Source organism: Actinoplanes sp. NPDC000266 (assembly GCF_042899005.1).
Lineage (GTDB): Bacteria > Actinomycetota > Actinomycetes > Mycobacteriales > Micromonosporaceae > Actinoplanes.
In genome coordinates this window covers 190,356-211,462 of the sequence record NZ_JBIAZI010000007.1, presented here as the reverse complement: position 1 = coordinate 211,462, position 21,107 = coordinate 190,356, and the positions used below count along the sequence as shown (strand labels likewise).

At 70.6% G+C, this 21,107-nt stretch carries 18 protein-coding genes and 1 pseudogene; 5 read left to right on the top strand and 14 right to left on the bottom strand.

Annotated features, from left to right (window positions below; genetic code table 11):
* Positions 1-6: 6 nt before the first annotated feature.
* Positions 7-597, bottom strand: coding sequence for a CDP-diacylglycerol--glycerol-3-phosphate 3-phosphatidyltransferase (gene pgsA / locus ACFY36_RS28450; RefSeq protein ID WP_499748966.1), 591 nt, complete (start codon positions 595-597; stop codon positions 7-9).
* Complete coding sequence (gene rimO / locus ACFY36_RS28445; protein ID WP_499748965.1) at positions 594-2,063, bottom strand: 30S ribosomal protein S12 methylthiotransferase RimO; 1,470 nt, start codon at positions 2,061-2,063, stop codon at positions 594-596. Before rimO ends, pgsA begins: the two co-directional genes overlap by 4 nt.
* A 99-nt stretch (positions 2,064-2,162) precedes the next feature.
* Here rimO and ACFY36_RS28440 point away from each other — a divergent pair.
* Positions 2,163-3,044, top strand: a pseudogene (locus tag ACFY36_RS28440) (glycosyltransferase 87 family protein); the annotation flags it as partial.
* Positions 3,045-3,316: 272 nt separating this feature from the next.
* Here the strand turns inward: ACFY36_RS28440 and ACFY36_RS28435 are convergent.
* The gene (locus ACFY36_RS28435) at positions 3,317-5,860 is read right to left on the bottom strand and encodes an FtsK/SpoIIIE family DNA translocase (RefSeq protein ID WP_499748964.1); all 2,544 of its coding nucleotides are present in this window, start codon (positions 5,858-5,860) and stop codon (positions 3,317-3,319) included.
* Between the two features lie 88 nt (positions 5,861-5,948).
* Here ACFY36_RS28435 and ACFY36_RS28430 point away from each other — a divergent pair, with 88 nt between their 5' ends.
* The gene (locus ACFY36_RS28430; protein ID WP_097318779.1) at positions 5,949-6,344 is read left to right on the top strand and encodes a YbjN domain-containing protein; all 396 of its coding nucleotides are present in this window, start codon (positions 5,949-5,951) and stop codon (positions 6,342-6,344) included.
* An 84-nt stretch (positions 6,345-6,428) separates the two neighbouring features.
* On the opposite strand, the gene ACFY36_RS28425 is transcribed toward ACFY36_RS28430, so the two are convergent.
* The 5 genes from ACFY36_RS28425 to ACFY36_RS28405 all read right to left on the bottom strand — a co-directional run bounded on the left by ACFY36_RS28425 (position 6,429) and on the right by ACFY36_RS28405 (position 12,428).
* The gene (locus ACFY36_RS28425) at positions 6,429-7,946 is read right to left on the bottom strand and encodes a S1 family peptidase (protein ID WP_499748963.1); all 1,518 of its coding nucleotides are present in this window, start codon (positions 7,944-7,946) and stop codon (positions 6,429-6,431) included.
* Positions 7,947-8,035: 89 nt separating this feature from the next.
* Complete coding sequence (locus ACFY36_RS28420; RefSeq protein WP_499748962.1) at positions 8,036-9,724, bottom strand: ribonuclease J; 1,689 nt, start codon at positions 9,722-9,724, stop codon at positions 8,036-8,038.
* 33 nt (positions 9,725-9,757) lie between these two features.
* Positions 9,758-10,651 (bottom strand): 4-hydroxy-tetrahydrodipicolinate synthase, encoded by an 894-nt coding sequence (gene dapA, locus ACFY36_RS28415; RefSeq protein ID WP_499748961.1) that lies wholly within the window; start codon positions 10,649-10,651, stop codon positions 9,758-9,760.
* 26 nt (positions 10,652-10,677) lie between these two features.
* Complete coding sequence (locus ACFY36_RS28410) at positions 10,678-11,202, bottom strand: DUF2752 domain-containing protein (RefSeq protein ID WP_499748960.1); 525 nt, start codon at positions 11,200-11,202, stop codon at positions 10,678-10,680.
* Between the two features lie 5 nt (positions 11,203-11,207).
* Complete coding sequence (locus ACFY36_RS28405; protein WP_499748959.1) at positions 11,208-12,428, bottom strand: winged helix-turn-helix domain-containing protein; 1,221 nt, start codon at positions 12,426-12,428, stop codon at positions 11,208-11,210.
* Positions 12,429-12,484: 56 nt separating this feature from the next.
* Here ACFY36_RS28405 and ACFY36_RS28400 point away from each other — a divergent pair, with 56 nt between their 5' ends.
* The 3 genes from ACFY36_RS28400 to ACFY36_RS28390 all read left to right on the top strand — a co-directional run bounded on the left by ACFY36_RS28400 (position 12,485) and on the right by ACFY36_RS28390 (position 14,347).
* Positions 12,485-13,048, top strand: a complete 564-nt coding sequence (locus ACFY36_RS28400) for a GNAT family N-acetyltransferase (protein WP_499748958.1) — start codon at positions 12,485-12,487, stop codon at positions 13,046-13,048.
* A 4-nt stretch (positions 13,049-13,052) separates the two neighbouring features.
* Positions 13,053-13,442, top strand: a complete 390-nt coding sequence (locus ACFY36_RS28395) for a thiol-disulfide oxidoreductase DCC family protein (protein ID WP_499748957.1) — start codon at positions 13,053-13,055, stop codon at positions 13,440-13,442.
* Between the two features lie 146 nt (positions 13,443-13,588).
* Positions 13,589-14,347: an LPXTG cell wall anchor domain-containing protein gene (locus ACFY36_RS28390; RefSeq protein WP_499748956.1), complete on the top strand. Its 759-nt coding sequence runs from the start codon at positions 13,589-13,591 to the stop codon at positions 14,345-14,347.
* Here ACFY36_RS28390 and ACFY36_RS28385 read toward each other — a convergent pair.
* The 6 genes from ACFY36_RS28385 to ACFY36_RS28360 form a co-directional block, all read right to left on the bottom strand.
* A complete protein-coding gene (locus ACFY36_RS28385) occupies positions 14,344-15,198 on the bottom strand; it encodes an MFS transporter permease (protein WP_499748955.1) in 855 nt (284 codons plus the stop codon). The genes ACFY36_RS28390 and ACFY36_RS28385 overlap by 4 nt on opposite strands.
* Positions 15,195-15,635 carry a hypothetical protein gene (locus ACFY36_RS28380; RefSeq protein WP_499748954.1) on the bottom strand — a complete coding sequence of 147 codons (441 nt, stop codon included), beginning with the start codon at positions 15,633-15,635 and terminating at the stop codon, positions 15,195-15,197. The genes ACFY36_RS28385 and ACFY36_RS28380 overlap by 4 nt, the downstream gene beginning before the upstream one ends.
* A 3-nt stretch (positions 15,636-15,638) precedes the next feature.
* Positions 15,639-16,382: a 4-hydroxy-tetrahydrodipicolinate reductase gene (dapB, locus tag ACFY36_RS28375; protein ID WP_499748953.1), complete on the bottom strand. Its 744-nt coding sequence runs from the start codon at positions 16,380-16,382 to the stop codon at positions 15,639-15,641.
* Positions 16,379-17,251, bottom strand: coding sequence for a phosphatase PAP2 family protein (locus ACFY36_RS28370; protein WP_499749318.1), 873 nt, complete (start codon positions 17,249-17,251; stop codon positions 16,379-16,381). The genes dapB and ACFY36_RS28370 overlap by 4 nt, the downstream gene beginning before the upstream one ends.
* An 83-nt stretch (positions 17,252-17,334) precedes the next feature.
* Entirely contained in the window at positions 17,335-18,669 is a 1,335-nt protein-coding gene (locus ACFY36_RS28365) for a M16 family metallopeptidase (RefSeq protein WP_499748952.1), read from the bottom strand.
* 6 nt (positions 18,670-18,675) lie between these two features.
* On the bottom strand, positions 18,676-21,000 hold the full coding sequence (locus tag ACFY36_RS28360) for a polyribonucleotide nucleotidyltransferase (protein ID WP_499748951.1): 2,325 nt from the start codon (positions 20,998-21,000) through the stop codon (positions 18,676-18,678).
* Positions 21,001-21,107: the final 107 nt, after the last annotated feature.

Sequence of the window (21,107 nt, the reverse complement as noted above, 5' to 3'; positions counted from 1 at the left end):
TGGAGTCTAGGAGCGGGCATCGCGGCGCAGGCGCAGAGCGGCGACCACATAGTCCCCACCGGTCATCACCGTCACCACCAGCGCCGCGCCCATCAGCCAGACGCCCACGACGTCGAACGGCTCGGGCACCGGCCACAGGTACCAGGCGATGGCGGCGATCTGCAGCACCGTCTTGAGCTTGCCGCCGCGGCTGGCCGGGATGATGCCGTACCGGATGACCCAGAACCGCAGCGCCGTGATGCCCCACTCGCGGACGAGGATGAGCAGCGTGACCCACCACGGGAGCCGGTCGTAGACGGAGAGCAGGACCAGCGCCGTGCCGGTCAGCGCCTTGTCCGCGATCGGATCGGCGATCTTGCCGAACGAGGTGACCAGCGACCAGCGCCGGGCGATCCAGCCGTCCACGAAATCGGTCGCCGAGGCCACGCAGAAGACCAGGCAGGCGGCGATCCGCTGACCGGTGCCGGTCAGGTCGGAGGCGACGACGATGGCCACGAAGACCGGAACGAGCACGATCCGGACGACCGTGAGGATGTTCGCCGGGTTGTAGAGCGACACCACCCGCGGCGCGGCAGCCGGAACCGGCTCGTCGGTCACCGCTGTGACACCGGCGCCGCGGAGATCATCTCGACCGGCACGGCCACGAGGTCGACGCCCTCGGTGCCGGTCACCCGGGCGCGCACGAAATCGCCCGGCTTGAGCGCGGCCAGGTCGACCCCTTCGTCGCCGGCCACCAGCGTGGTGGAGCCGTCGACCTCGGGCGCCTGGTGCTCGGCACGACCCTCGATCTCTCCATCGACGATCGCGTCGACCAGCACCTCGACGGTCGATCCCAGGCGCTCCTCGGCCCGCTGGTTGCACAGCTCGTCGGCCAGGGTGAGCAGACGGTCGTACCGCCGCTTGATGGTGTCTTCCTTGACCTTGATCGCGTCGTCGAAGCCGGCCGCCTCGGTGCCGTCCTCGTCGCTGTAGTCGAAGACGCCGATCGCGTCGAGCCGCGCCTCGGTGAGGAAGCGGACCAGCTCGTCGACGTCCTTCTTGGTCTCGCCGGGGAAACCGACGATGAAGTTGCTGCGCGCGCCGGCCTCGGGGGCCAGCTTGCGGGCCGAGGCGAGCAGGTCGAGGAACTTCTCGGTGGAGCCGAAACGGCGCATGCGGCGCAGAACGGGCTCGCTCGAGTGCTGGAACGACAGGTCGAAGTACGGCGCGACGCCGGGCGTGGTGGCGATCACCTCGACCAGGCCGGGGCGGGTCTCGGCCGGCTGGAGATAGCTCGCGCGGACCCGGACGATGCCGTCGACGGCGGCCAGCTGCGGCAGGAGCTTCTCGAGGGCGCGGGGGTCACCCAGGTCTTTCCCGTACGACGTGCTGTTCTCACTCACCAGCACCAGCTCACGCACGCCGGACCGGGCCAGCCACTCGGCCTCGGCCAGCAGTTCCTGCGGGTCGCGGGAGACGAAGGCCCCGCGGAAGGCCGGGATGGCGCAGAACGAGCACCGGCGGTCGCAGCCGCTGGCCAGCTTGAGGCTGGCCACCGGGCCGCTGTCGAGCCGGCGGCGCAGCACCGTGCGCAGGTGGGCCGGGGTGTGCTCGTCGACCGTGGCGTGACCGGGGACCACGACCTTGGCCGTCTGGCGCTGCACCGGCGTGATGGGCAGCAGCTCGCGGCGGTCGCGCGGGGTGTGCGCGTCGAAGCGCTCACCGGCCAGCACGCCGTCGAGGCGGGCCGCGATGTCGGTGTAGTCGTCGAAGCCGAGCACGGCCTGGGCCTCGGGCAGGCTCTCGGCCAGCTCGCGCCCGTACCGCTCGGCCATGCAGCCGGCGGCGACCACCTTGGCCCCGGTGTCCGCGGCGGCGAGCAGCGTCTCGATCGAGTCCTGCTTGGCTTTCTCGACGAAGCCGCACGTGTTGACGAGCACCACGTCGGCGCCGTCGGCGTCCGTGCTGATCTCCCAGCCGCCGGCGTCGAGGCGCGCGGCCAGCTCTTCCGAGTCGACCTCGTTACGGGCACAGCCGAGGGTGAGAAGGGCGACACGGCGGGAGGGGGAAGGAGTTACCGACACCCGACAAGGTTACCGGGCGGCCGGGAACTCCGGTCGGCCACACTTTCGTTCACCTGCAGTTCACCTTCCGTTCACCCAGCGACCGTACCCCCGAGCACCATGCCTAAAGCCGAAAAGCCCACGCCACAGGCCGAAGCACTGCTCCTCGCGGCCCTTGTCGTCCTCGCCATCCTGATCCGCTGGGTCTCGCTGCCCGAGATGACGAACGACATGAACATCTTCCGCCAGTGGCACAACCAGCTCGGCCGGGCCGGCGGCTGGCGTGGCATCGGCACCGAGATCGGCAACTACAACGCGCCGTTCGTCTATCTGCTGGCGTTCGCGTACTACCTGCCCGGACCGCTGATCTTCAAGGTCAAGGCGCTGTGGATCGTCTTCGACGTCATCCTGGCCTTCTTCACCTACAAGACGGTCGCCCTGCGGTGGCCGGGCCGCCGCCGGGCGGTCGCGGCGGCGCTGGTCATGGTGCTGCTGCCGACCGTCGCCATCAACTCGTCGTTCTACGGCCAGATGGACGCCGCGTGGGCCGGCGCCGCCCTGGCCGGCGTCTACTTCCTGCTGCGCGACAAGCCCTGGTGGGGTGTCGCCCTCTGCGGGGTGGCGGTCGCGATCAAGCCGCAGGGCGTCTTCATCCTGCCGCTGGTCCTGCTGCTCGCGATGGCCGGGCGCATTCCCTGGCGTACGCTCCTGGCCGCACCCGCCGCCTTCCTGGTGCTCGACCTTCCGGCCATCGCGTTCGGCCGGAACCCGCTCGAACTGCTCACGATCTACGACATGAGCCGGCAGGCCCGCAACGTGCCCGAGCTGAGCCTGCGCGCCCCCAACGTCTTCGCCTTCATCCCGGCCACGACGCGCGAGGACACCGTACGGATGCTGGGTTATCTGTTCTGTGCGGCCCTGGTCGTCGGGGTGATCTACGTTCTGGTCGCCAAGGCGGCCAGGATGACGCCGGAGCGGGTGATCACGGCGGCCGCGCTCTTCGCGATCCTGGTCCCGTTCGCGCTGCCGGGCATGCACGAGCGCTACTTCTACCTGGCCGACGTGATGACGCTGGTGCTGGCCGTCTACCGTCCGCGCCTGTGGTACGTGCCGCTGCTGGTCCAGGCGAGCTCGCTGCTGTCGTACGAGCCGTACCTGTTCGGCCGTAATTCTCTGATGCTCCCGGACGTGATCCCGGCCGCCCTGATGCTGGCCGCGCTGATCATCGTCGGCTACCGCCTGCTGAGCGAGGCCTTCATCCCGGAACCGGTGGTTCAGTCGTCCAAACGGAGGGAAGCCAGGTTTTCCTCGAGCTCGTCCGGCTTGATCAGGACGTCGCGGGCCTTGCTGCCCTCGGACGGGCCCACGATGCCGCGGGTCTCCATGAGGTCCATGAGGCGACCGGCCTTGGCGAAGCCGACCCGCAGCTTGCGCTGAAGCATCGACGTCGAGCCGAACTGGCTGGTCACGACCAGCTCGATGGCCTGGATCAGCAGCTCCAGGTCGTCGCCGATCTCCTCGTCGATCTGCTTCTTCTTGCTGACCGGGGCCTCGGTGACGTCCTCGCGGAACTCCGGCTCGCGCTGGTCCTTGCAGAACTTGACGACGTCGTGGATCTCTTTCTCGTCGACCCACGCGCCCTGGATGCGCACCGGCTTCGAGGCGCCCATCGGCAGGAAGAGGCCGTCACCGCGGCCGAGCAGCTTCTCGGCGCCCGGCTGGTCGAGGATGACCCGGCTGTCGGCCAGCGACGACGTCGCGAAGGCGAGCCGGGACGGCACGTTCGCCTTGATCAGGCCGGTCACCACGTCGACCGACGGGCGCTGGGTGGCCAGCACCAGGTGGATGCCGGCGGCGCGGGCCAGCTGGGTGATGCGGACGACCGAGTCCTCCACGTCGCGCGGCGCGACCATCATCAGGTCGGCCAGCTCGTCGATGATCACGAGCAGATAGGGGTACGGCTTCATCACGCGCTCGCTGCCCGGCGGCGCCGTGATCTCGCCGCTGCGGACCTTGCGGTTGAAGTCGTCGATGTGGCGCACCCCGTTGGCGGCCAGATCGTCGTAGCGCATGTCCATCTCGCGCACGACCCACTCGAGGGCGTCGGCCGCCTTCTTCGGGTTCGTGATGATCGGCGTGACGAGGTGCGGGATTCCCTCGTACGCCGTCATCTCCACCCGCTTGGGGTCGACCAGCAGCAGCCGCACCTCGTCCGGGGTCGAGCGGGTCAGCAGCGACACCAGCAGCGAGTTGAGGCAGGAGCTCTTGCCGGCGCCGGTCGCGCCGGCGATCAGGATGTGCGGCATCTTGGCCAGGTTGGCCACCACGAAGCCGCCCTCGATGTCCTTGCCCAGGGCGACCAGCATCGGGTGGTGGTCGCCGGTGGCGGCCCGCGAGCGGAGCACGTCGCCCAGCGACACGTTCTCCGGGTCGGTGTTCGGGATCTCGACGCCGACCGCGCTCTTGCCCGGGATGGGGCTCAGGATGCGCACGTCGGGCGACTTCACCGCGTACGCGATGTTGCGCGACAGCTGGGTGATCCGCTCGACCTTGACGCCCGGGCCGACCTCGACCTCGTAGCGCGTGACCGTCGGGCCGCGGGTGAAGCCGGTGACCACGGCGTCGACGTTGAACTGCTCGAAGACCCCGGTGAGAGCGGCCATGATCTCGTCGTTGGCCCGGCTGCGGGATTTCGCCGGCGCCCCCTTGCCCAGCAGCGACGGCGGCGGCAGCCGGTAGTCGCCCTCGACCGAGGTGATCTCGAGCTGCTCGGCCCGGGTCGGCGGGTCGGGGGTGTGCTCCGGCGGCTCCGGCTTCTTCCGGCTGGCCGGCACCTTGGGCACCACGATCGTGTCGTGCAGGAGGAAGTCGTCCTCTTCGACGGCCGGTTCCTCGTCGGCCAGGCCGATGTCCGCCAGAGAGCCCTGCCTCCGGCGAGAGGGACGGCGCTTCTTCGGCGCCTCCTCCTCTTCGCCCTCGACTTCCTCCGGATCGGACAAATCGGGCACGGGCAGGGGGTCGCGCTCGGTCGATCGCCCGGTGAGGATGTCGACGAGCAGCATGATCCGCTCGGGGATCTTGTTGATCGGCGTCGCCGTGATCACCAGAAGGCCGAAGACGAAGAGCAGGACCAGCAGCGGCACGGCGACCCAGGCCGTCACCGCCCGCTCGAGCAGCGCCCCGAAGCCGTAGCCGAGCAGGCCACCGGCGCGGGAGATGCCGACGTCGTCGCCCGGGTGCTCGGAGATGTGCAGCAGGGCGGCGGTGGCGATGATGATCGCGCTCCAGCCGACCAGCGAACGGCCCCGGTGCTCGGGGTCGGCCGGCTTGCGCATCAGCCGCACCGCGCCGTAGAGCAGCAGCAACGGCAGCAGCACGGCCAGGCCGCCGAAGAACAGGTGCACGGAGTCGGCCAGCCACTTGCCGACCGGGCCGGCCCCGTTGGCCCAGACGGCGACGCTGATCAGGATCGCCAGGCCGAGCATGAGCAGGCCGGCGCCGTCGCGGCGGTGCTCGGGATCGATCTCCTTGGCCGTGGCGGCCTGCCGGCCGACGCCCCGGGCGGCCCAGCCGACACCGTGGGCGGCGCCCATCCACAGGGCGCCCAGGCCCCGGCCGAGGCCGGTGGCGATGGCCGCACCCAGCGTGGGGCGGGCGCGGGCGGCCGTGCGGGTGCGCGCCGCCGCGGGCCGGGTCGACTTGCGGGCGGGTTGCTTGGCCGGCTGCCGCGCGGCCGGTTGACGGGCACGACTGGTCGCGGCGCCGCGCGACGTGGACGCGGCGCGACCCCGGCTCGCCGGAGAGGAGCGGCCCGCCATGGTCACACCGTAACGCCGAGACGCTCATGAATCCCGGAGGCGCACCGGGACGCACTAAGATCAACAGGTGCAGCCGCTCACCCAGGAAATGATCACCGCCGCCCTCGACGAGCGCGGCTTCACCTACTTCACCGACGCCGACGGCGACATCGGCGGCAACTTCCAGGGCAACCTGATCTACTTCTTCCGCATCGGCGAACAGCAGGAGATGCTCCAGATCAGGGCCATGGTCAGGCACATCTTCGGCATGGAGGACGTGGTACGCCTCTACGAGTTCTGCAACGCCTGGAACCACGACCAGCTGTGGCCCAAGGCCTACGTGCACATCTCGGACGACGGCACTGTGAACGTGGTCGGCGAGGTCATCGCCGACTGGGAGCGCGGGGTCACCCCGGAGCAGCTCGACCAGGTCGTGATCTGCGGCATAGCCACGGGCTGCCAGCTCGCCGACGCCGTGGGCGCCCTCCGCGAGACCAGCGACTGAGACATAAAAGAGCCGGAGGAGCCAAACGGCTCCTCCGGCATCAGGCGCGGTCCGCCAACCCGGCAGGGTGGGTGGCGGCGCGCGTCACGGGGTGCTGAAGCCCAGCGTGTAGTCGCCGGCGCCCGCGGAGGCCACGACCACGTAGCGATAGGTGCCGGAGCGCCCGTTGAAGGACAGCGACTTGACGTCGTCGCCGGTGGCCGTGGCGACCGTGCGGAAGCCCCGGTTGGTCAGGCGCTGCAGCACCAGGTCGAAGTCGGTGCCGTCGGCCGCGCTCAGGCACGCCGTCTGCTGTCCGGCGTTGGAGCGGAACGCCCCGCCGTCGGGCTGGGCCTGAGCGGTGCGCTGCCGCAGCGTGCCGCTGCGCTGGACGGCCTGCTCCTCGCAGGCGCCCGCGGCCTCGGCCGGCGGGGCCTCGGTGGCGCCGGCGCCACCGCCGGAGGTCACCAGGGTCAGGTCGTCGGCCGCGAGGATCTCGTTCACCGGCTGGAAGAAGGTCTCGCCGCCGACCGTGCAGTCGCCGGAGCCGCCCGAGGTAACGCCCTGGGCCTGGTCGCCGGAGAGCCACGGCCCGCCGGAGTCGCCGCCCTCGGCGCAGACGTTCGTGCGGGTCAGGCCGGTGACCGCGCCCTCCGGGTAGACCACGGTCTGGTTCTTGGCCAGGATCGTGCCGCAGCGCGTGCCGGTGGTCGAGCCGGAGCGGCAGACCGCCGCGCCGACCGGCGCCTCGGCGTTGCCGGCCACCGGGAGCTCGTTGCCCTCGAAGTCGTTGACCACCGCGCGCGGCGTCCAGTCGCCGTTGACCTCGACGAAGCCCATGTCGGCGTCGCCCGGGAAGGTCGATGCCCGTACGGTGCCCTGAGCCTGCTGGTTGAAGCCGGTCGTGGTCGCGCCCACCTCACCGCAGTGGCCGGCCGTCACGAAGCCGCCCTCGACCGAGAAACCGATCGAGCAGCGGGCCGTGCCACCGTCGACGGCGATGAAGTACGGGTCGGCGCCGCGCACGTCGAACAGCGGCTTCGGCTGGGCCGAACTGGTGATCACCCGGTAGGTGCCGGACGTGACGCCGGCCGCCTTGGCCAGCTTCTTGGCGGCCGTCTGGGCACCCGGCTTGGCCACCACGACGAGCTTGTTCGTCGCCACGTCCACGTACCAGCCGGTCAGGCCTTTCGCGCTGGCGTCGGCGTTGTCGAGCTTCTCCTTGGCCGTGACCAGGGTCTGCTCGCTGCGCTCGACCAGCACCGGCTCGGCGCCGGCCTCGCGGACCGCACCCTCGGCCTTCTCGTCGGTCACCGCCACCTTGAGGGTGGTGCCGTCGGTGGCCAGCCAGGCGCCACCGAAGGCCGAGCCGGTCGCCGCGGACAGTCGCGCGGTCACCCCGCTCGCCCACTGCGACCGCTGCAGGCGTGCCGTCGCCTGATCACCGCTCACGCCAAGGTCGCGCTGCATGGCCGCGAGAAGCCGGGCCGTGCCGTCGCCGCCCTTGGCCGCCGGTTTGTCGCTGGACGGCGTGGTGCCGGCCATGGAAGGCAGGGTGAAGGCCACCGCTGCCCCGGCTGCCACCACGACCGCCGCCGCCACGGCGATCCGTCTGCGCTGCATCTTGAGGAACTCCCCTCGCCAGCGGTGCCGTGGGGGCGGCACCGGTGACTGAAGGTACGGACGAGCGCAGCGAAAGGTTTAAAACCGCCTCAGACTTCCACGACCGTTGGCACGATCATCGGACGGCGGCGGTACGCGTCGTTCACCCACCGGCCGACCGTGCGCCGCACGACCTGCTGCAACTGGTGGGTGTCGGTGATGCCGTCCTCGGCCGAGCGGTGCAGGGCCGCGGTCAGCAGCGGGATGACCGGATTGAAGGCGTCCGGGTCCTCCGAGAAGCCCTTGGCGGAGATGCTGGGCTCGCCCACCACCTTGCCGGTGACCGAGTCGATCACCACGGTGGCCGAGATGAAGCCGCCGTCGCCGAGGATCCGCCGCTCGGTGAGCAGCGACTCGCTGACGTCGCCGACCGCGAGGCCGTCCACGTACACGTAACGGTTCTTGACCCGGCCCACGTGACGGGCGTGGCCCTCGACGAGGTCGACCACGTCGCCGTCCTCGCAGAGCACCACCCGGTCGGGGGCCACGCCGGTCTCGACCCCGAGCTGGGCGTGGGCCCGCAGGTGACGCCACTCGCCGTGCACCGGCATCAGGTTGCTGGGGCGGACCACGTTCAGCAGGTAGCGCAGCTCGCCGGCCGGAGCGTGACCGGAGACGTGCACCTTGGCCGTCTCCTTGTGCACGACCGTGGCGCCGGCCCGGGACAGCTGGTTGATCACCCGGTAGACCGAGGTCTCGTTGCCCGGCACCAGCGAGCTGGCCAGCACCACGGTGTCGCCGGGGGCGATGGTGATGTGCCGGTGATCGCCGGTCGACATGCGGCCCAGGGCGCTCATCGGCTCGCCCTGCGACCCGGTCGACATGAAGACGATCTCGTCGCCGGGCAGGTGTGTCGCCTCGTCGAGGCTGACCAGCAGGCCGTCCGGGATGTTGAGCAGGCCCAGGTCGCGGGCGATGCCCATGTTGCGCACCATCGAGCGGCCGATCAGGGCCACCTTGCGGTCGTATTCCCAGGCGGCGTCCATGACCTGCTGGACCCGGTGCACGTGGGAGGCGAAGCTGGCCACGATGATGCGGCCCTTGGCCTTGCCGAAGATGGCGCTGAGCACCGGGCCGATGTCACGCTCGGGGGCCACGAAACCGGGCACCTCGGCGTTCGTCGAGTCGGAGAGCAGCAGGTCGACGCCCTCGGCACCGAGCCGCGCGAAGCCGGCCAGGTCGGTGATGCGGCCGTCGAGCGGCACCTGGTCCATCTTGAAGTCGCCGGTGTGCAGGATCAGGCCGGCCGGGGTGCGCACGGCCACGGCCAGCGCGTCGGGAATGGAGTGGTTGACCGCGAAGAACTCGCAGTCGAACGGCCCGAGACGCTCGGTGCCGCCCTCACGGACGGTCAGCGTGTACGGGTCGAGGCGCCGCTCGGCCAGCTTGGCCTCGACCAGCGCGAGCGTGAACTCGGAGCCGACCAGCGGGATGTCCGCCTTGTGGGCCAACAGGTAGGGCACCGCCCCGATGTGGTCCTCGTGGCCGTGGGTGAGCACGATCGCCTGGATGTCGTCGAGCCGGTCCAGGATCGGCGTGAAGTCGGGCAGGATCAGGTCGACGCCCGGCTGCTCCACGTCGGGGAAGAGCACACCGCAGTCGATGACCAGCAGCTTGCCGTCGAACTCCAGGACCGTCATGTTGCGGCCGATCGCGCCGAGACCGCCGAGCGGGATGACGCGCAGGGCGCCTTCCGGCAGCGGTGGGGGCGTGTCCAGCTCCTCGTGCGCTTGACTCATTCGCTTGTATCTATCTCTCTTCTACGGGCTCTTCTACAGGCCGATGCCGGCCGCGGCGGCATCCGTACGCAGCTGGGCCAGCTCTTCGCCGGTCGCCTCGACCAGCGGTGAGCGGACCGGGCCGGCCGGGCGGCCCGACGCGTTGAGACCCGCCTTGACCAGCATGGTCCCCGGCGCCCGGAAGATGCCGGTGAACAGCGGCATCGCCCGGCGGTGCAGGGCGAGGGCGGCGGCGTTGTCGCCGCGCTCGAACGCCTCGATCATGTCTTTGGCGAGAACGCCGGTGAAATGGGTGGACGTGCCGACCAGGCCGACCCCGCCGATCGAGAGCAGCGGCAGCGTGGCGGCGTCGTCACCCGAGTAGTACGCCAGATCGGTGCGGCTCAGCACCCAGGAGGAAGCGGTCAGATCGCCCTTGGCGTCCTTGACCGCCACGATCCGCTCGTGCTCGGCGATGCGGCACATCGTCTCGGTGGCGATCGCCGTGCCGGCGCGGTGCGGGATGTCGTAGACCATCACCGGCAGGCCGACCGCGTCGGCCACGGTCAGGAAGTGGTGGGCGACGCCGGCCTGCGGCGGCTTGTTGTAATACGGCGTCACGACCAGCAGGCCGTGGGCGCCGGCCTTTTCGGCCGCGTGCGCCAGCTCGATCGTGTGGGCCGTGTTGTTGGTGCCCACACCGGCGACGATCCGGGCCCGGTCGCCGACCGCGTCGACGACGGCGCGCAGAAGGGTCTCCTTCTCGGCGTCGGTCGTCGTCGGGGACTCGCCCGTGGTGCCGCTGACGACGAGCGCCTCGTTGCGCTGCTCGTCGACGAGGTAGGTGGCCAGTTTCGCCGCGCCCTCGACGTCGAGGGAGCCGTCCGGGGCGAACGGGGTGACCATCGCGGTCAGGAGCCGTCCGAAGGGTCGCGGGTCGTGCGTCATACCCACCAACCTATCGGACTCCCCGCTCAGACGTAGAGCGCGGTGAACGGGGCCCAGGGCAGGTTGCGCAGCACGCTCCAGACGGCCCACACCGCGACAAATGTGATCAGCACCGCCGGGCTCAGGGTGAGCTGCGGAAGCTTCCAGTTGAACAGCCTTTTCCCGGCCCACGCCACGTACATGTAGAGCAGGAAGGGCACGGCGAAGGTGAAGATCGCGTGGTGGCGGGCGGCGGCCGGGAGGTCGCCGTGCAGCAGGTACCACGCCGCGCGGGTGCCGCCGCAGCCCGGGCAGACGAAGCCGGTCGTGTATTTCAGCAGGCAGGTCGGCGGATCGCCGGCGCCGGCCTCGGCGGGATGGGTGGCCAAGGTGTAACCGACCGCACCGCCCATGCAGGCCAGAAGGGCGAAGGGCGCGGCCCAGACAGGTGACCTGGTCCACACCCGCTGGACGAACCGGGTGACCCTGTCCTGCTGGGGCTGGGCGTAATAGTCGAGCCACTCCGGCGGCACCGGCGGGCCCTGCACCGGCTGTTCCTCCAGCGCCTTCATGGCCGTCACGCTACACCTTTGAGGGCAGCGGCCAGCGGGCCCGCGAAGTCGCCCCGCTCGGGCACCGCGATGCGCGAGAGACCCAGCCAGCCGGCCAGCCGGTGCAGCTCGGTGGCCAGCGCCACCGCGGTCTCCTCCTGGTCGGCGCCGGGCTCGAGCCAGGCCGCCGGCACGAGCAGCTCACCCGACTTGCGGTCGGCCTTGAGGTCGACCCGGGCCGCCAGCTCGTCGCCGAGCAGGAACGGCAGCACGTAGTAGCCGTAGAGCCGCTGCGCGGCCGGCACGTAGATCTCGATGCGGTAGTTCATGCCGAACAGCCGCTCGGTGCGGTTGCGCTCCCACACCAGCGGATCGAACGGGCTGATCAGCGTGGAGGCCGTGACCCGCCGCGGCAGCTTGGCCTCGTGATGGAGATAGGCCGGCGCCTTCCAGCCTCTCACCCGCACCGGCAGCAGCACCTTGTCCTCGATCAGCTCGGCCACGGCCCGCTTGAAGCCGTCGACCGGAAGCCGGAAATAGTCGCGCAGCTCGGCCTCGGCCCCGACACCGACGGCCCGCGCGGAGAGCTCGACGAGCGCCCGGAAGGCGTCCTGCGGATGCGGGGTCGGCGCGTTGAGCACCGAGAACGGCAGGACCCGCTCGGGCAGGTCGTATCGCCGGGCGAACGAGGTCGTCCGCTCCGACGCCGTCACCTGGCCGGTGAAGAAGAGCCACTCCAGCGCCTGCTTGACCGACGACCAGTTCCATCCCCAGTGGTCGGTCCGTTTCGGCTCGTCGTGCTCGATCTGGGCCGCGGTGATCGGGCCGCGGTCGCGGACGACGGCCAGCACCCGCTCGATCAGCTCGGGCTGCTCGCGGGCGATGCGGACCATGCCGCCCCACGCGTAGTCGGCGGCGCGGTCCATGCGCCAGCGGAACAGCGGCTGGAGGTCGGTGGTGATCAGCGACGCCTCGTGGCCCCAGAACTCGAACAGCTCGCGGGGCTTGCGGTAGGCGGCCCGCTCGAGCAACTCGACCGGATAGGGACCCAGGCGACTGTACAAAGGCATGAAATGCGCCCGCTGGAGGACGTTCACCGAATCCATCTGGATCAGGTGGACCCGGCGCAGCACGCGCCGCAGATGGCGCATGTCGGTGGCGCCGCCCGGCTTGGGGTCGGTGAAGCCCTGCGCCGCCAGCGCGACGCGCCGGGCCTGGGCCACGGAGAGACTCTCGGGAAGTGCCACGAGCCGAACGGTAGACGAGGGGTGTGACAAAAATCCGCCTCGGTAGGCTGCCCGGCATGGCAATCGGCTTCGTCCGTCCCGCTCGCCCCGAAGACGCCCCCGAGATCGCCCGGGTCCAGCTCACCACGTGGCGCTCGGCCTACCGGCGCATGTTCCCGGCGCACGTGCTGGCCAATCTGGACCTCGACTATCTGACCCGGGGCTGGACCGAGGCGATCACCGCGCCGCCCTCGGCGAGGCACCGGGTGCTCATCGCGGTCGAGCAGAGCGACACCGCGACCCAGGTGGTCGGCTTCGCCGCCGCCGGGCCGGCCGACGAGCAGGCGCTCGCCCCGGAGGAGCCGCCGCTGGGCGAGGCGACGGCCGCCGTCACCGACCTGCTGGTCGAGCCGCGCTGGGGCCGCCGGGGCCATGGCAGCCGCCTGCTCAGCGCCGCCGTCACCCACTGGCGTGACGACGGCTTCGAGCGCGCGGTGGCCTGGGCGTACGAGCAGGACGAGGCCATGCGGAAGTTCCTGTCCTCGGCCGGTTGGGAGCCCGACGGCGCCGGCCGGGCCCTCGACGTGGACGACATGCTCGTCCCCCAGGTGAGGCTGCACGTCGCGGTCGCGGAAGAATAGGGAGGTGACCGCGACCTTCGTCTATGACGGCGACTGCTCCTTCTGCACGACCTGCGCCGAGTTCATCGAGCGCCGCATCCCGACACACGCCCGGGTGATCCCGTGGCAGTTCGCCGACCTCGGCGCGCTCGGCCTCACCACCGAGGAGTGCGAGGAAGCGGTCCAGTGGGTCGGCGCCGGCGGCGAGCGCGCCTCGGGACCGGACGCGATCGCCCTGATGCTCCGCGACGCCGGCCGTCTGTGGCAGGTCGCGGGCGGCGCCCTCCAGATCGGCCCGGTCCGCCTGGCCGCCTGGCCCGCCTATCGCTGGGTCGCCGAACATCGTCACCTTCTGCCCGGCGGGACGGCGGCCTGCTCTCTGCCGCAGGCTCAGCGTGACCTTCTGAAACCTTAGAAGTACGCATCCTGGAGAGGCGACCGCTTCGACGGGCCGCGCTGGGTGGGTGGTCACCCTCTCTGCCGCGGCTGCCGGGCTGTCCTGCAACTTGGGCTTCTGTAGCATCTCCCTGCTTCGATTCGAAACGGGGAGGAACGAAACACGTGCGAGGAAAGATGGCGGCCGGCGTTCTCATGGCGCTGGCCCTTCTGATTCCGGCGGCGCCGGCGATGGCTCAGGCCGAGCCGCCCGTGCTCGGCGCTGATTGCCAGACGGTCGAGCGCAAGGTCTTCAAGGACGTCCGCCAGCTCTTCACCATCGATCTGGACACCGCCACCGACAGCGAGGTGCGGCTGCTGGCCTACCGGATCCTGGACGCGACCGAGTCGCTGCCGGTCCTGCCGCCAGCCCTGCAGAAGAAAATGGGCGGCACCCCGGAGGAGCTGCGGGCCTTCCTCAAGAACGACTGGAAGGCGGCCTGGTCGCATGATCTGCGGATCTCGATCGGCCGGACGATGCCGGAGGACGCGGGGGCCAACGTGAAAGCGGCCGCCAACAAGACGCTCGACAGCGACTCCGTCGACGTCTACCTGGCTTACCTGAACGAGGGCCTGTACGCCGCGCGGGCGCTCGACTGCGCTTCTCAGCCCACGCCGACGGCGACCGTCAAGCCCAGCGCCACGGCCAGCGTCACGCCCAGCGCCACGGCCAGCGTCACGGCGACCGTCGCACCGGCTCCCACCTCCACCACCAGCTCGAGCGCCCCCGCCGCCGGCTCGGAGGACACCGGCGGCGAGGGCGGCGGCCTGCCCGTGACCGGCACCGCGACCGGGCTGGTGGCCGTCATCGGCGGCGCGCTCCTGCTCCTCGGCGCGGCCGGCTTCGTGATCGGACGCCGGCGCCGCTCCCGCTTCGTGGCCTAACCGGCTCGCGGCTCCCGGTTCGGCACCGCGCCGGGCCGGGAGCGGCGGCGCACCCACTCGATCGGGCGGACCTTCTCCAGCGGCAGGAAGCTCGCCATCGCGGCCAGGTGCGGCGCGAACGAGATGGTGATCATCGAGAACGTCATCACGTGGAACGAGTAGAAGAAGGCGACGCCCCAGTTCCGCCACTTCTGCGGTATCACCCAGATCAGCGGGCTGAGCAGCTCGAACAGGATGATCCCGAACTGGGCCGCGATCAGCAGGCCCGGCACCACCGCGATGTGGTCGGCCAGCCAGGTGCCCCGGCGGATGATCGCCTGGGCGAGCACCGCGCTGGTCAGCCAGTCGATGCCGCCGAAGCGGAGCTTGGCCATGGCGGCCAGGAAGTACGTGCAGATCACCGCGATCTGGGTGACCCGCAGCGCCCATCCGGCCTTCTCCGACATCTCCGTTTGACCGTGGCGAGCGCGGCCGACGGTCGGCAGGACGGCCAGGGCGACAAGCAGGCCGACCCGGTCGTGATCGACCTTGCCGTAGCTCATCGCGATGATCATCCACTCGAAGTAGAGGGCGAACACCGCCCAGCCGAGGGCGCGCGGGGCCCGGCCGGTGGCGGCGGCCAGCGACAGCACGAGCAGCAGCCAGAACACCCCCCACACGAGCAGGGGTCCCGGCGTCGGCAGGTGGAGAAGACGGCCGACCAGCAGCGGCTGGTAGAGGTCGCCGGGAGTGTTGGCGTGCGAGCGGACCCACGGCGTGAAGACCGTCAGATCCAGAATCACGAAGGCATGGACCAGCGTACGGAACGCGGCCACCCGGCCCAGGGGCACCGGCGAGAAGAGCCACCTCATGGCCGCGTCCATTCGGCGACGACCTCGTCGCGGTAGTCGCCGGTCGGGCGGGCGTGCTCGATGCCGTGCCAGCGAATCACGATCTTGACGGTGCGCAGCGGGGCCGCGCCCGGCGTGTGCGACGCGTAGGCGTCGGCGATCCGGCTCAGGCGGGACGGATCCGACTCGTACGCCTGCTGCTGCCCCTCGATCTCGGCCCGGCGGATGCCGCTGTTGCCCTCGGTGATCGCGACCGTGCGCCCGGCCGTGTCGACGCCCTCGACCCGGGTGTCCTTGGCGTCCCCGTTGGGGTCGGGCGCCGTGGAATACATGCGGAACGGGCCGAACGGGAAGTCGTCGTCGACGCCCCAGAAGGTGCCGGCCAGCAGCAGCGCGCCGACGACCAGGGTGGCGACGACCCGCAGGCGGCGGCCACGCACGGTCAACTCGTCAGCCATCACTCAGTCCAGGAAGCTGTCGAGCCCGATCGTCAGGCCGGGACGCGAGAGGATCTTCCGTACGCCCAGAAGAACCCCGGGCATGAAGGACACCCGGTCGAGCGAATCGTGCCGGATGGTCAGGGTCTCGCCCAGGCTGCCGAACAGCACCTCCTGGTGGGCCACGAGCCCGGCCGCGCGGACCGCGTGGACCCGTACCCCGTCGAGGTCGGCTCCCCGGGCTCCCGGGACCTCCTCCTTGGTCGCGTCCGGCATCGGGCCCAGCCCGGCCTCGGCGCGGGCGCCGGCGATGAGGCGCGCGGTGTGCGTGGCCGTGCCGCTCGGCGCGTCCAGCTTGCGCGGATGGTGCTGCTCGATGATCTCGGCCGAGTCGAAGTAACGGGCCGCCTTGGCCGCGAACTGCATCATCAGGACCGCGCCGATGCCGAAGTTGGGCGCGATCAGCACGCCGGCCGACGGCTGCGCGGCGAGCCAGGACCGGATCTGCTCGTGGCGCTGGCCGGTGAAGCCGCTGGTGCCGACCACGAAGCTGATGCCGCGCTCGAGGCCCCAGCGCAGGTTGTCCATCACCGCGCCGGGATTGGTGAGGTCGACCAGCACCTGGGCGCTCGCGGCGGCCTCGAGGTCGTCGCCGCGGCCGAGCGCGGCCACCAGCTCGAGATCGGCCGCCGCCTCCACGGCCTTGCAGGCCTCGGAGCCCATGCGGCCCTTGGCGCCGAGCACGCCCACACGGATCGGTTCAGTCACTGCGACAACTTAGCCCGGTTGCTCCACCAGCGTTCCAGCAGGCCCACGGCCGCGAACGTCAGGGCCACGTAGAGCCAGCCGACCAGCACGTCGATCACGTAGTGCTCGCCGGTGTAGACCAGCGTGAAGGTCATCGCCAGCGGATAGGCGAACAGCAGCGGCCACCAGCGCTTGCGGACCATCGGCAGGAAGAACGCGACCGCCATCATCGCGTACGCGGTGTGCAGGGAGGGCATGGCCGCGACCGGGTTGGACTGCTCGACCTGCAGCGCGTTGAGGGTGTTGCCGGCGCCGTGCAGCCCGAGCACCTCCAGACCGCGGAGCGAGAAGCGCATGACGTGCTCGGGGATGTAGTGATATTCGGAGGCCCACCAGGGCGGCGCCGCCGGATAGAGGAAGTACGTGATCAGGCCGGCCATGCTGAGGAAGATCCACCGGCGCATGAACCGGTACGAGAGCCTGCGGCTGCGTACCCACAGCACGACCGCGACCGTGGGCACGGCCAGGAAGTGCGAGATGTAGACCAGGCTGGTCACCACCTCCCACCACGGCACGTGCTTCGTGTAGAGGTGCTCCTGGAGCCAGACGGTGGGGATGTGGCCGCCGAACAGCGCCTTGTCCGCGTCGATCATGGGGTACACATGCGGATCGAAGAGCTTGTCGGCCGAGCCGCGTGAGACGTTGTAGAACACCAGCAGCAGCACCACCGGCAGCCAGTCGCGCAGGAACAGCAGATGCTCGCGCCACGGCAGATAGTTGCGCCAGGCGATGGTGCCCAGCCAGAGCCAGCCGAACGCGATGAGCACGTCGCTGGTCGGCACGCCCACCAGCGCCACGAACACGGCGAAGGCCGCCGCCCAGATCAACATGCCGATGACCCGGCGGCGGCGCTGCTCCGGAGTGATCTCGGGCGAGGGCGGCGGCTTCTCCAGCGTTGTCACGGGGCCCAAGGTTAGCGAGCCGGGAAAGCGGCTTCGTCGAACGGCCCCACGACGGCCAGCGACATCGGCTGGGCCAACAGGTCGGCGGCGATCGCGTTGACCTCGTCGGCGGTGACCGCGTCGACCCGTCCGAGCAGCTCGTCGACCGACATCAGGTCGCCGTAGAGCAGCTCCGACTTGGCCAGCCGGCTCATCCGCGAGCCGGTGTCCTCCAGGCCGAGCACGAAGGCGCCCTTGACCATGCCCTTGCCGCGGGCGATCTCCTCGGCGTCGACGCCCTTGGCCGACACCCGTTCGAGCTCGGCCCGGGTGAGGTCGAGGACCTCCTCGATCTTGCCGGGCGCGCAGCCGGCGTAGACGCCGAACAGGCCGGCGTCGGCGTACTGGCTGGCGTACGAGTAGACCGAGTAGGCCAGGCCCCGCTTCTCGCGGATCTCCTGGAAGAGGCGGCTGGACATGCCACCGCCGAGGACGTTGTTGAGCACGCCCAGGGCGAAGCGGCGCTCGTCGCGGCGGCCGATGCCGACACCGCCGAGCACCACGTGCGCCTGCTCGGTGTCGCGGTTGCGGACGACCGTGTGGGGGCGCTGGGTGGGCACGCGCTTCGACCCGAGGCGCGGTCCGGCCGGCTCGGCCGATCCGGTGTCCAGCGCCGTGCCGGCCAGGGCCTTGCGGACCAGCCGGACGACCGTGGCGTGGTCGAGGTTGCCCGCGGCCGCGATCACGATGTTGGGCGGGGTGTAGCGCCGCTTGTAGAAGCTGTTGATCTGGTTCCGGGTCATCGGGGTGACCGATTCCTCGGTCCCCGAGATCAGCCGGCCCAGCGGGTGGTCGCCGAAGATCGCCTCGGTGAAGACGTCGTGCACCTCGTCACCGGGCTCGTCCTCGTGCATGGCGATCTCTTCGAGGATCACGCCGCGCTCGGTCTCGACGTCGGCCGGCGCGATGATCGAGTCGGCCACGGCGTCGCACATCACGTCCACCGCGAGCGCCAGGTCGGCGTCGAGCACCCGTGCGTAGTAGCACGTGTACTCCTTCGTGGTGAAGGCGTTGGTCTCGCCGCCGACGGCCTCGATCTCGGCCGAGATCTGCAGCGCCGTGCGCTTGTGGGTGCCCTTGAAGAGCAGGTGCTCGAGGAAGTGGGAGGCGCCGGACATGCCCGGCGTCTCGTCACGCGAGCCGATGCCCACCCAGACGCCGAGTGAGGCGCTCCGAGTCGTGGGGATGGCTTCGGTGACGATGCGCAGACCACTGGGCAGGACGGTCCGCTTCACACCGTCCTGCAGGGTCTTGGTAGTAACGCGGGCCGGCCTTCCGGCCGGCCCGCGGTTGTTGCTCGTTGTCACTGGTGATTACTCGCGACGCTCGCCACCACGGTCGCCGCCGGAGCGACGGCGCCGGCGGGGCTCGCCGCCACCCTCGCCGCGGGGCTCGCGCGGCGGGCGCCCGCCGTCGCCCTCACCCGAGGCGGCGGGAGCGGCCGCGGGGGCCTCCTCGCCCTCGGGGCGGACCTTGTCGAGGTAGATCTTGCCGCGGGCGTCGATGTCCGCGATGGACACCTCGACCTTGTCGCCGACGTTGAGGAAGTCCTCGACCTTCTCGACCCGCTTGCCGTCGCCCACCTTGGAGATGTGCAGCAGGCCGTCGCGGCCGGGCAGCAGCGAGATGAAGGCGCCGAACGCGGCCGTCTTCACCACGGTGCCGAGGAACTTGTCGCCGACCTTGGGCAGCGTCGGGTTCGCGATCGCGTTGATCCGCTCGACCGCGGCGTCGGCCGACGGGCCGTTGGTCGCGCCGACGTAGATCGTGCCGTCGTCCTCGATCGAGATGTCGGCGCCGGTCTCGTCCTGGATCGCGTTGATCGTCTGGCCCTTGGGGCCGATGACCATGCCGATCTTGTCGACCGGGATCTTCACCGAGGTGACCCGAGGCGCGTACTCCGACATCTCGGCCGGAGCGTTGATCGCCTGCTCCATCACGCCGAGGATCGTCGCGCGGGCCTCGTGGGCCTGCTGGAGAGCGCCGGCCAGCACGTCCGACGGGATGCCGTCGAGCTTGGTGTCCAGCTGCAGGGCGGTGACGAACTCGCTGGTGCCGGCGACCTTGAAGTCCATGTCGCCGAACGCGTCCTCGGCGCCCAGGATGTCGGTCAGCGCGACGTATTGCGTCTTGCCGTCGACCTCGTCCGAGATCAGGCCCATCGCGATGCCGGCGACCGGCGCCTTCAGCGGCACACCGGCGCTGAGCAGCGACAGCGTCGAGGCGCAGACCGAGCCCATCGAGGTCGAGCCGTTGGACCCGAGAGCCTCGGAGACCTGGCGGATCGCGTACGGGAACTCCTCGCGCGACGGCAGCACGGGCACGAGCGCCCGCTCGGCCAGCGCGCCGTGGCCGATCTCGCGGCGCTTCGGCGAGCCCACCCGGCCGGTCTCACCGGTCGAGTAGGGCGGGAAGTTGTAGTTGTGCATGTAGCGCTTGGACTTCTCCGGCGCCAGGGTGTCCAGCGCCTGCTCCATGCGCAGCATGTTCAGCGTGGTCACGCCCAGGATCTGGGTCTCGCCACGCTCGAACAGGGCCGAGCCGTGCACGCGGGGCAGCACGCCGATCTGGGCCGACAGCGGACGGATGTCGCGCGGGCCACGGCCGTCGATGCGGACCTGCTCACGCAGCACGCGCTGGCGCACCTCGGACTTGGTGACCGAGCGGAAGGCCGCGCTGATCTCCTTCTCGCGGCCCTCGAAGCGCTCGTCGAGAAGCTCGTGCGCCTTGGCCTTGATCAGGTCGAGGGCCTCTTCGCGCTCCTGCTTGGCCGCGATCTTGAGGGCCTCGGCGGTCTCCTCGCGAACGGCCTCGGTCACGGCGGTGTAGACGTCGTCCTGGTAGTCCAGGAAGACCGGGAACTCGACGGCCGGCTTCGAGGCGATCTCGGCCAGCTCGCTCTGCGCGCGGCACAGCTCGCGGATGGCGGGCTTGGCGGCCTCGAGACCGCTCGCCACGACCTCCTCGGTCGGGGCGGTGGCGCCACCGGCGATCAGCTTGACCGCGTTCGGCGTGGCCTCGGCCTCGACCATCATGATCGCGACATCGCCGTCACCGACGACCCGGCCGGCGACCACCATGTCGAAGGTGGCCCGCTCGAGCTCCTCGATGGTCGGGAAGGCGACCCACTGGCCGTCGATGTGCGCGACCCGGGTCGAGCCGATCGGGCCGCTGAAGGGCAGGCCGGACAGCTTGGTCGACAGCGAGGCGCCGTTCATGGCGACCACGTCGTACGGGTGGGACGGGTCGAGGGCCAGCACGGTCTCGACGACCTGGACCTCGTTGCGCAGGCCCTTGGTGAACGAGGGGCGCAGCGGCCGGTCGATGAGGCGGCAGGTGAGGATCGCGTCCTCGCTGGGGCGGCCCTCACGGCGGAAGAACGAGCCGGGGATGCGGCCCGCGGCGTACATCCGCTCCTCGACGTCGACGGTCAGCGGGAAGAAGTCGAAGTGCTCCTTCGGCTGCTTGCTGGCCGTGGTCGCGGACAGGACGGTGGTGTCGCCCAGCTGGACGATGACCGAGCCGGCGGCCTGCTTGGCGAGCCGGCCGGTGGAGAAAGTCACCTCGCGGGTGCCGAACGACCCGTTGTCGATGACGGCGGTGCGAGATTCGGTGCCGAGAGCGTTCTGCTCTGTCATGTGGTGCGGTACTCCTTCGTCGAGGACCCGGCGGTCTACACAGCGCGGTTGGTTTCAGGCTGCCGGTCTTCGATCGAAGTGCCCAGGAATGAACGCCTGGGAACCAC

Bases quoted from the DNA above. Each gene is read 5' to 3' on its own strand.
- ACFY36_RS28410 (WP_499748960.1), bottom strand. From the start codon at position 11,202: ATGAAGGCGCTGGAGGAACAGCCGGTGCAGGGCCCGCCGGTGCCGCCG.
- ACFY36_RS28430 (WP_097318779.1), top strand. From the start codon at position 5,949: ATGATCACCGCCGCCCTCGACGAGCGCGGCTTCACCTACTTCACCGAC.
- ACFY36_RS28425 (WP_499748963.1), bottom strand. From the start codon at position 7,946: ATGCAGCGCAGACGGATCGCCGTGGCGGCGGCGGTCGTGGTGGCAGCC.
- ACFY36_RS28400 (WP_499748958.1), top strand. From the start codon at position 12,485: ATGGCAATCGGCTTCGTCCGTCCCGCTCGCCCCGAAGACGCCCCCGAG.
- ACFY36_RS28385 (WP_499748955.1), bottom strand. From the start codon at position 15,198: ATGAGGTGGCTCTTCTCGCCGGTGCCCCTGGGCCGGGTGGCCGCGTTC.
- ACFY36_RS28360 (WP_499748951.1), bottom strand. From the start codon at position 21,000: ATGACAGAGCAGAACGCTCTCGGCACCGAATCTCGCACCGCCGTCATC.
- ACFY36_RS28370 (WP_499749318.1), bottom strand. From the start codon at position 17,251: ATGTTGATCTGGGCGGCGGCCTTCGCCGTGTTCGTGGCGCTGGTGGGC.
- dapA (WP_499748961.1), bottom strand. From the start codon at position 10,651: ATGACGCACGACCCGCGACCCTTCGGACGGCTCCTGACCGCGATGGTC.
- ACFY36_RS28435 (WP_499748964.1), bottom strand. From the start codon at position 5,860: ATGGCGGGCCGCTCCTCTCCGGCGAGCCGGGGTCGCGCCGCGTCCACG.
- ACFY36_RS28420 (WP_499748962.1), bottom strand. From the start codon at position 9,724: ATGAGTCAAGCGCACGAGGAGCTGGACACGCCCCCACCGCTGCCGGAA.
- ACFY36_RS28380 (WP_499748954.1), bottom strand. From the start codon at position 15,635: ATGGCTGACGAGTTGACCGTGCGTGGCCGCCGCCTGCGGGTCGTCGCC.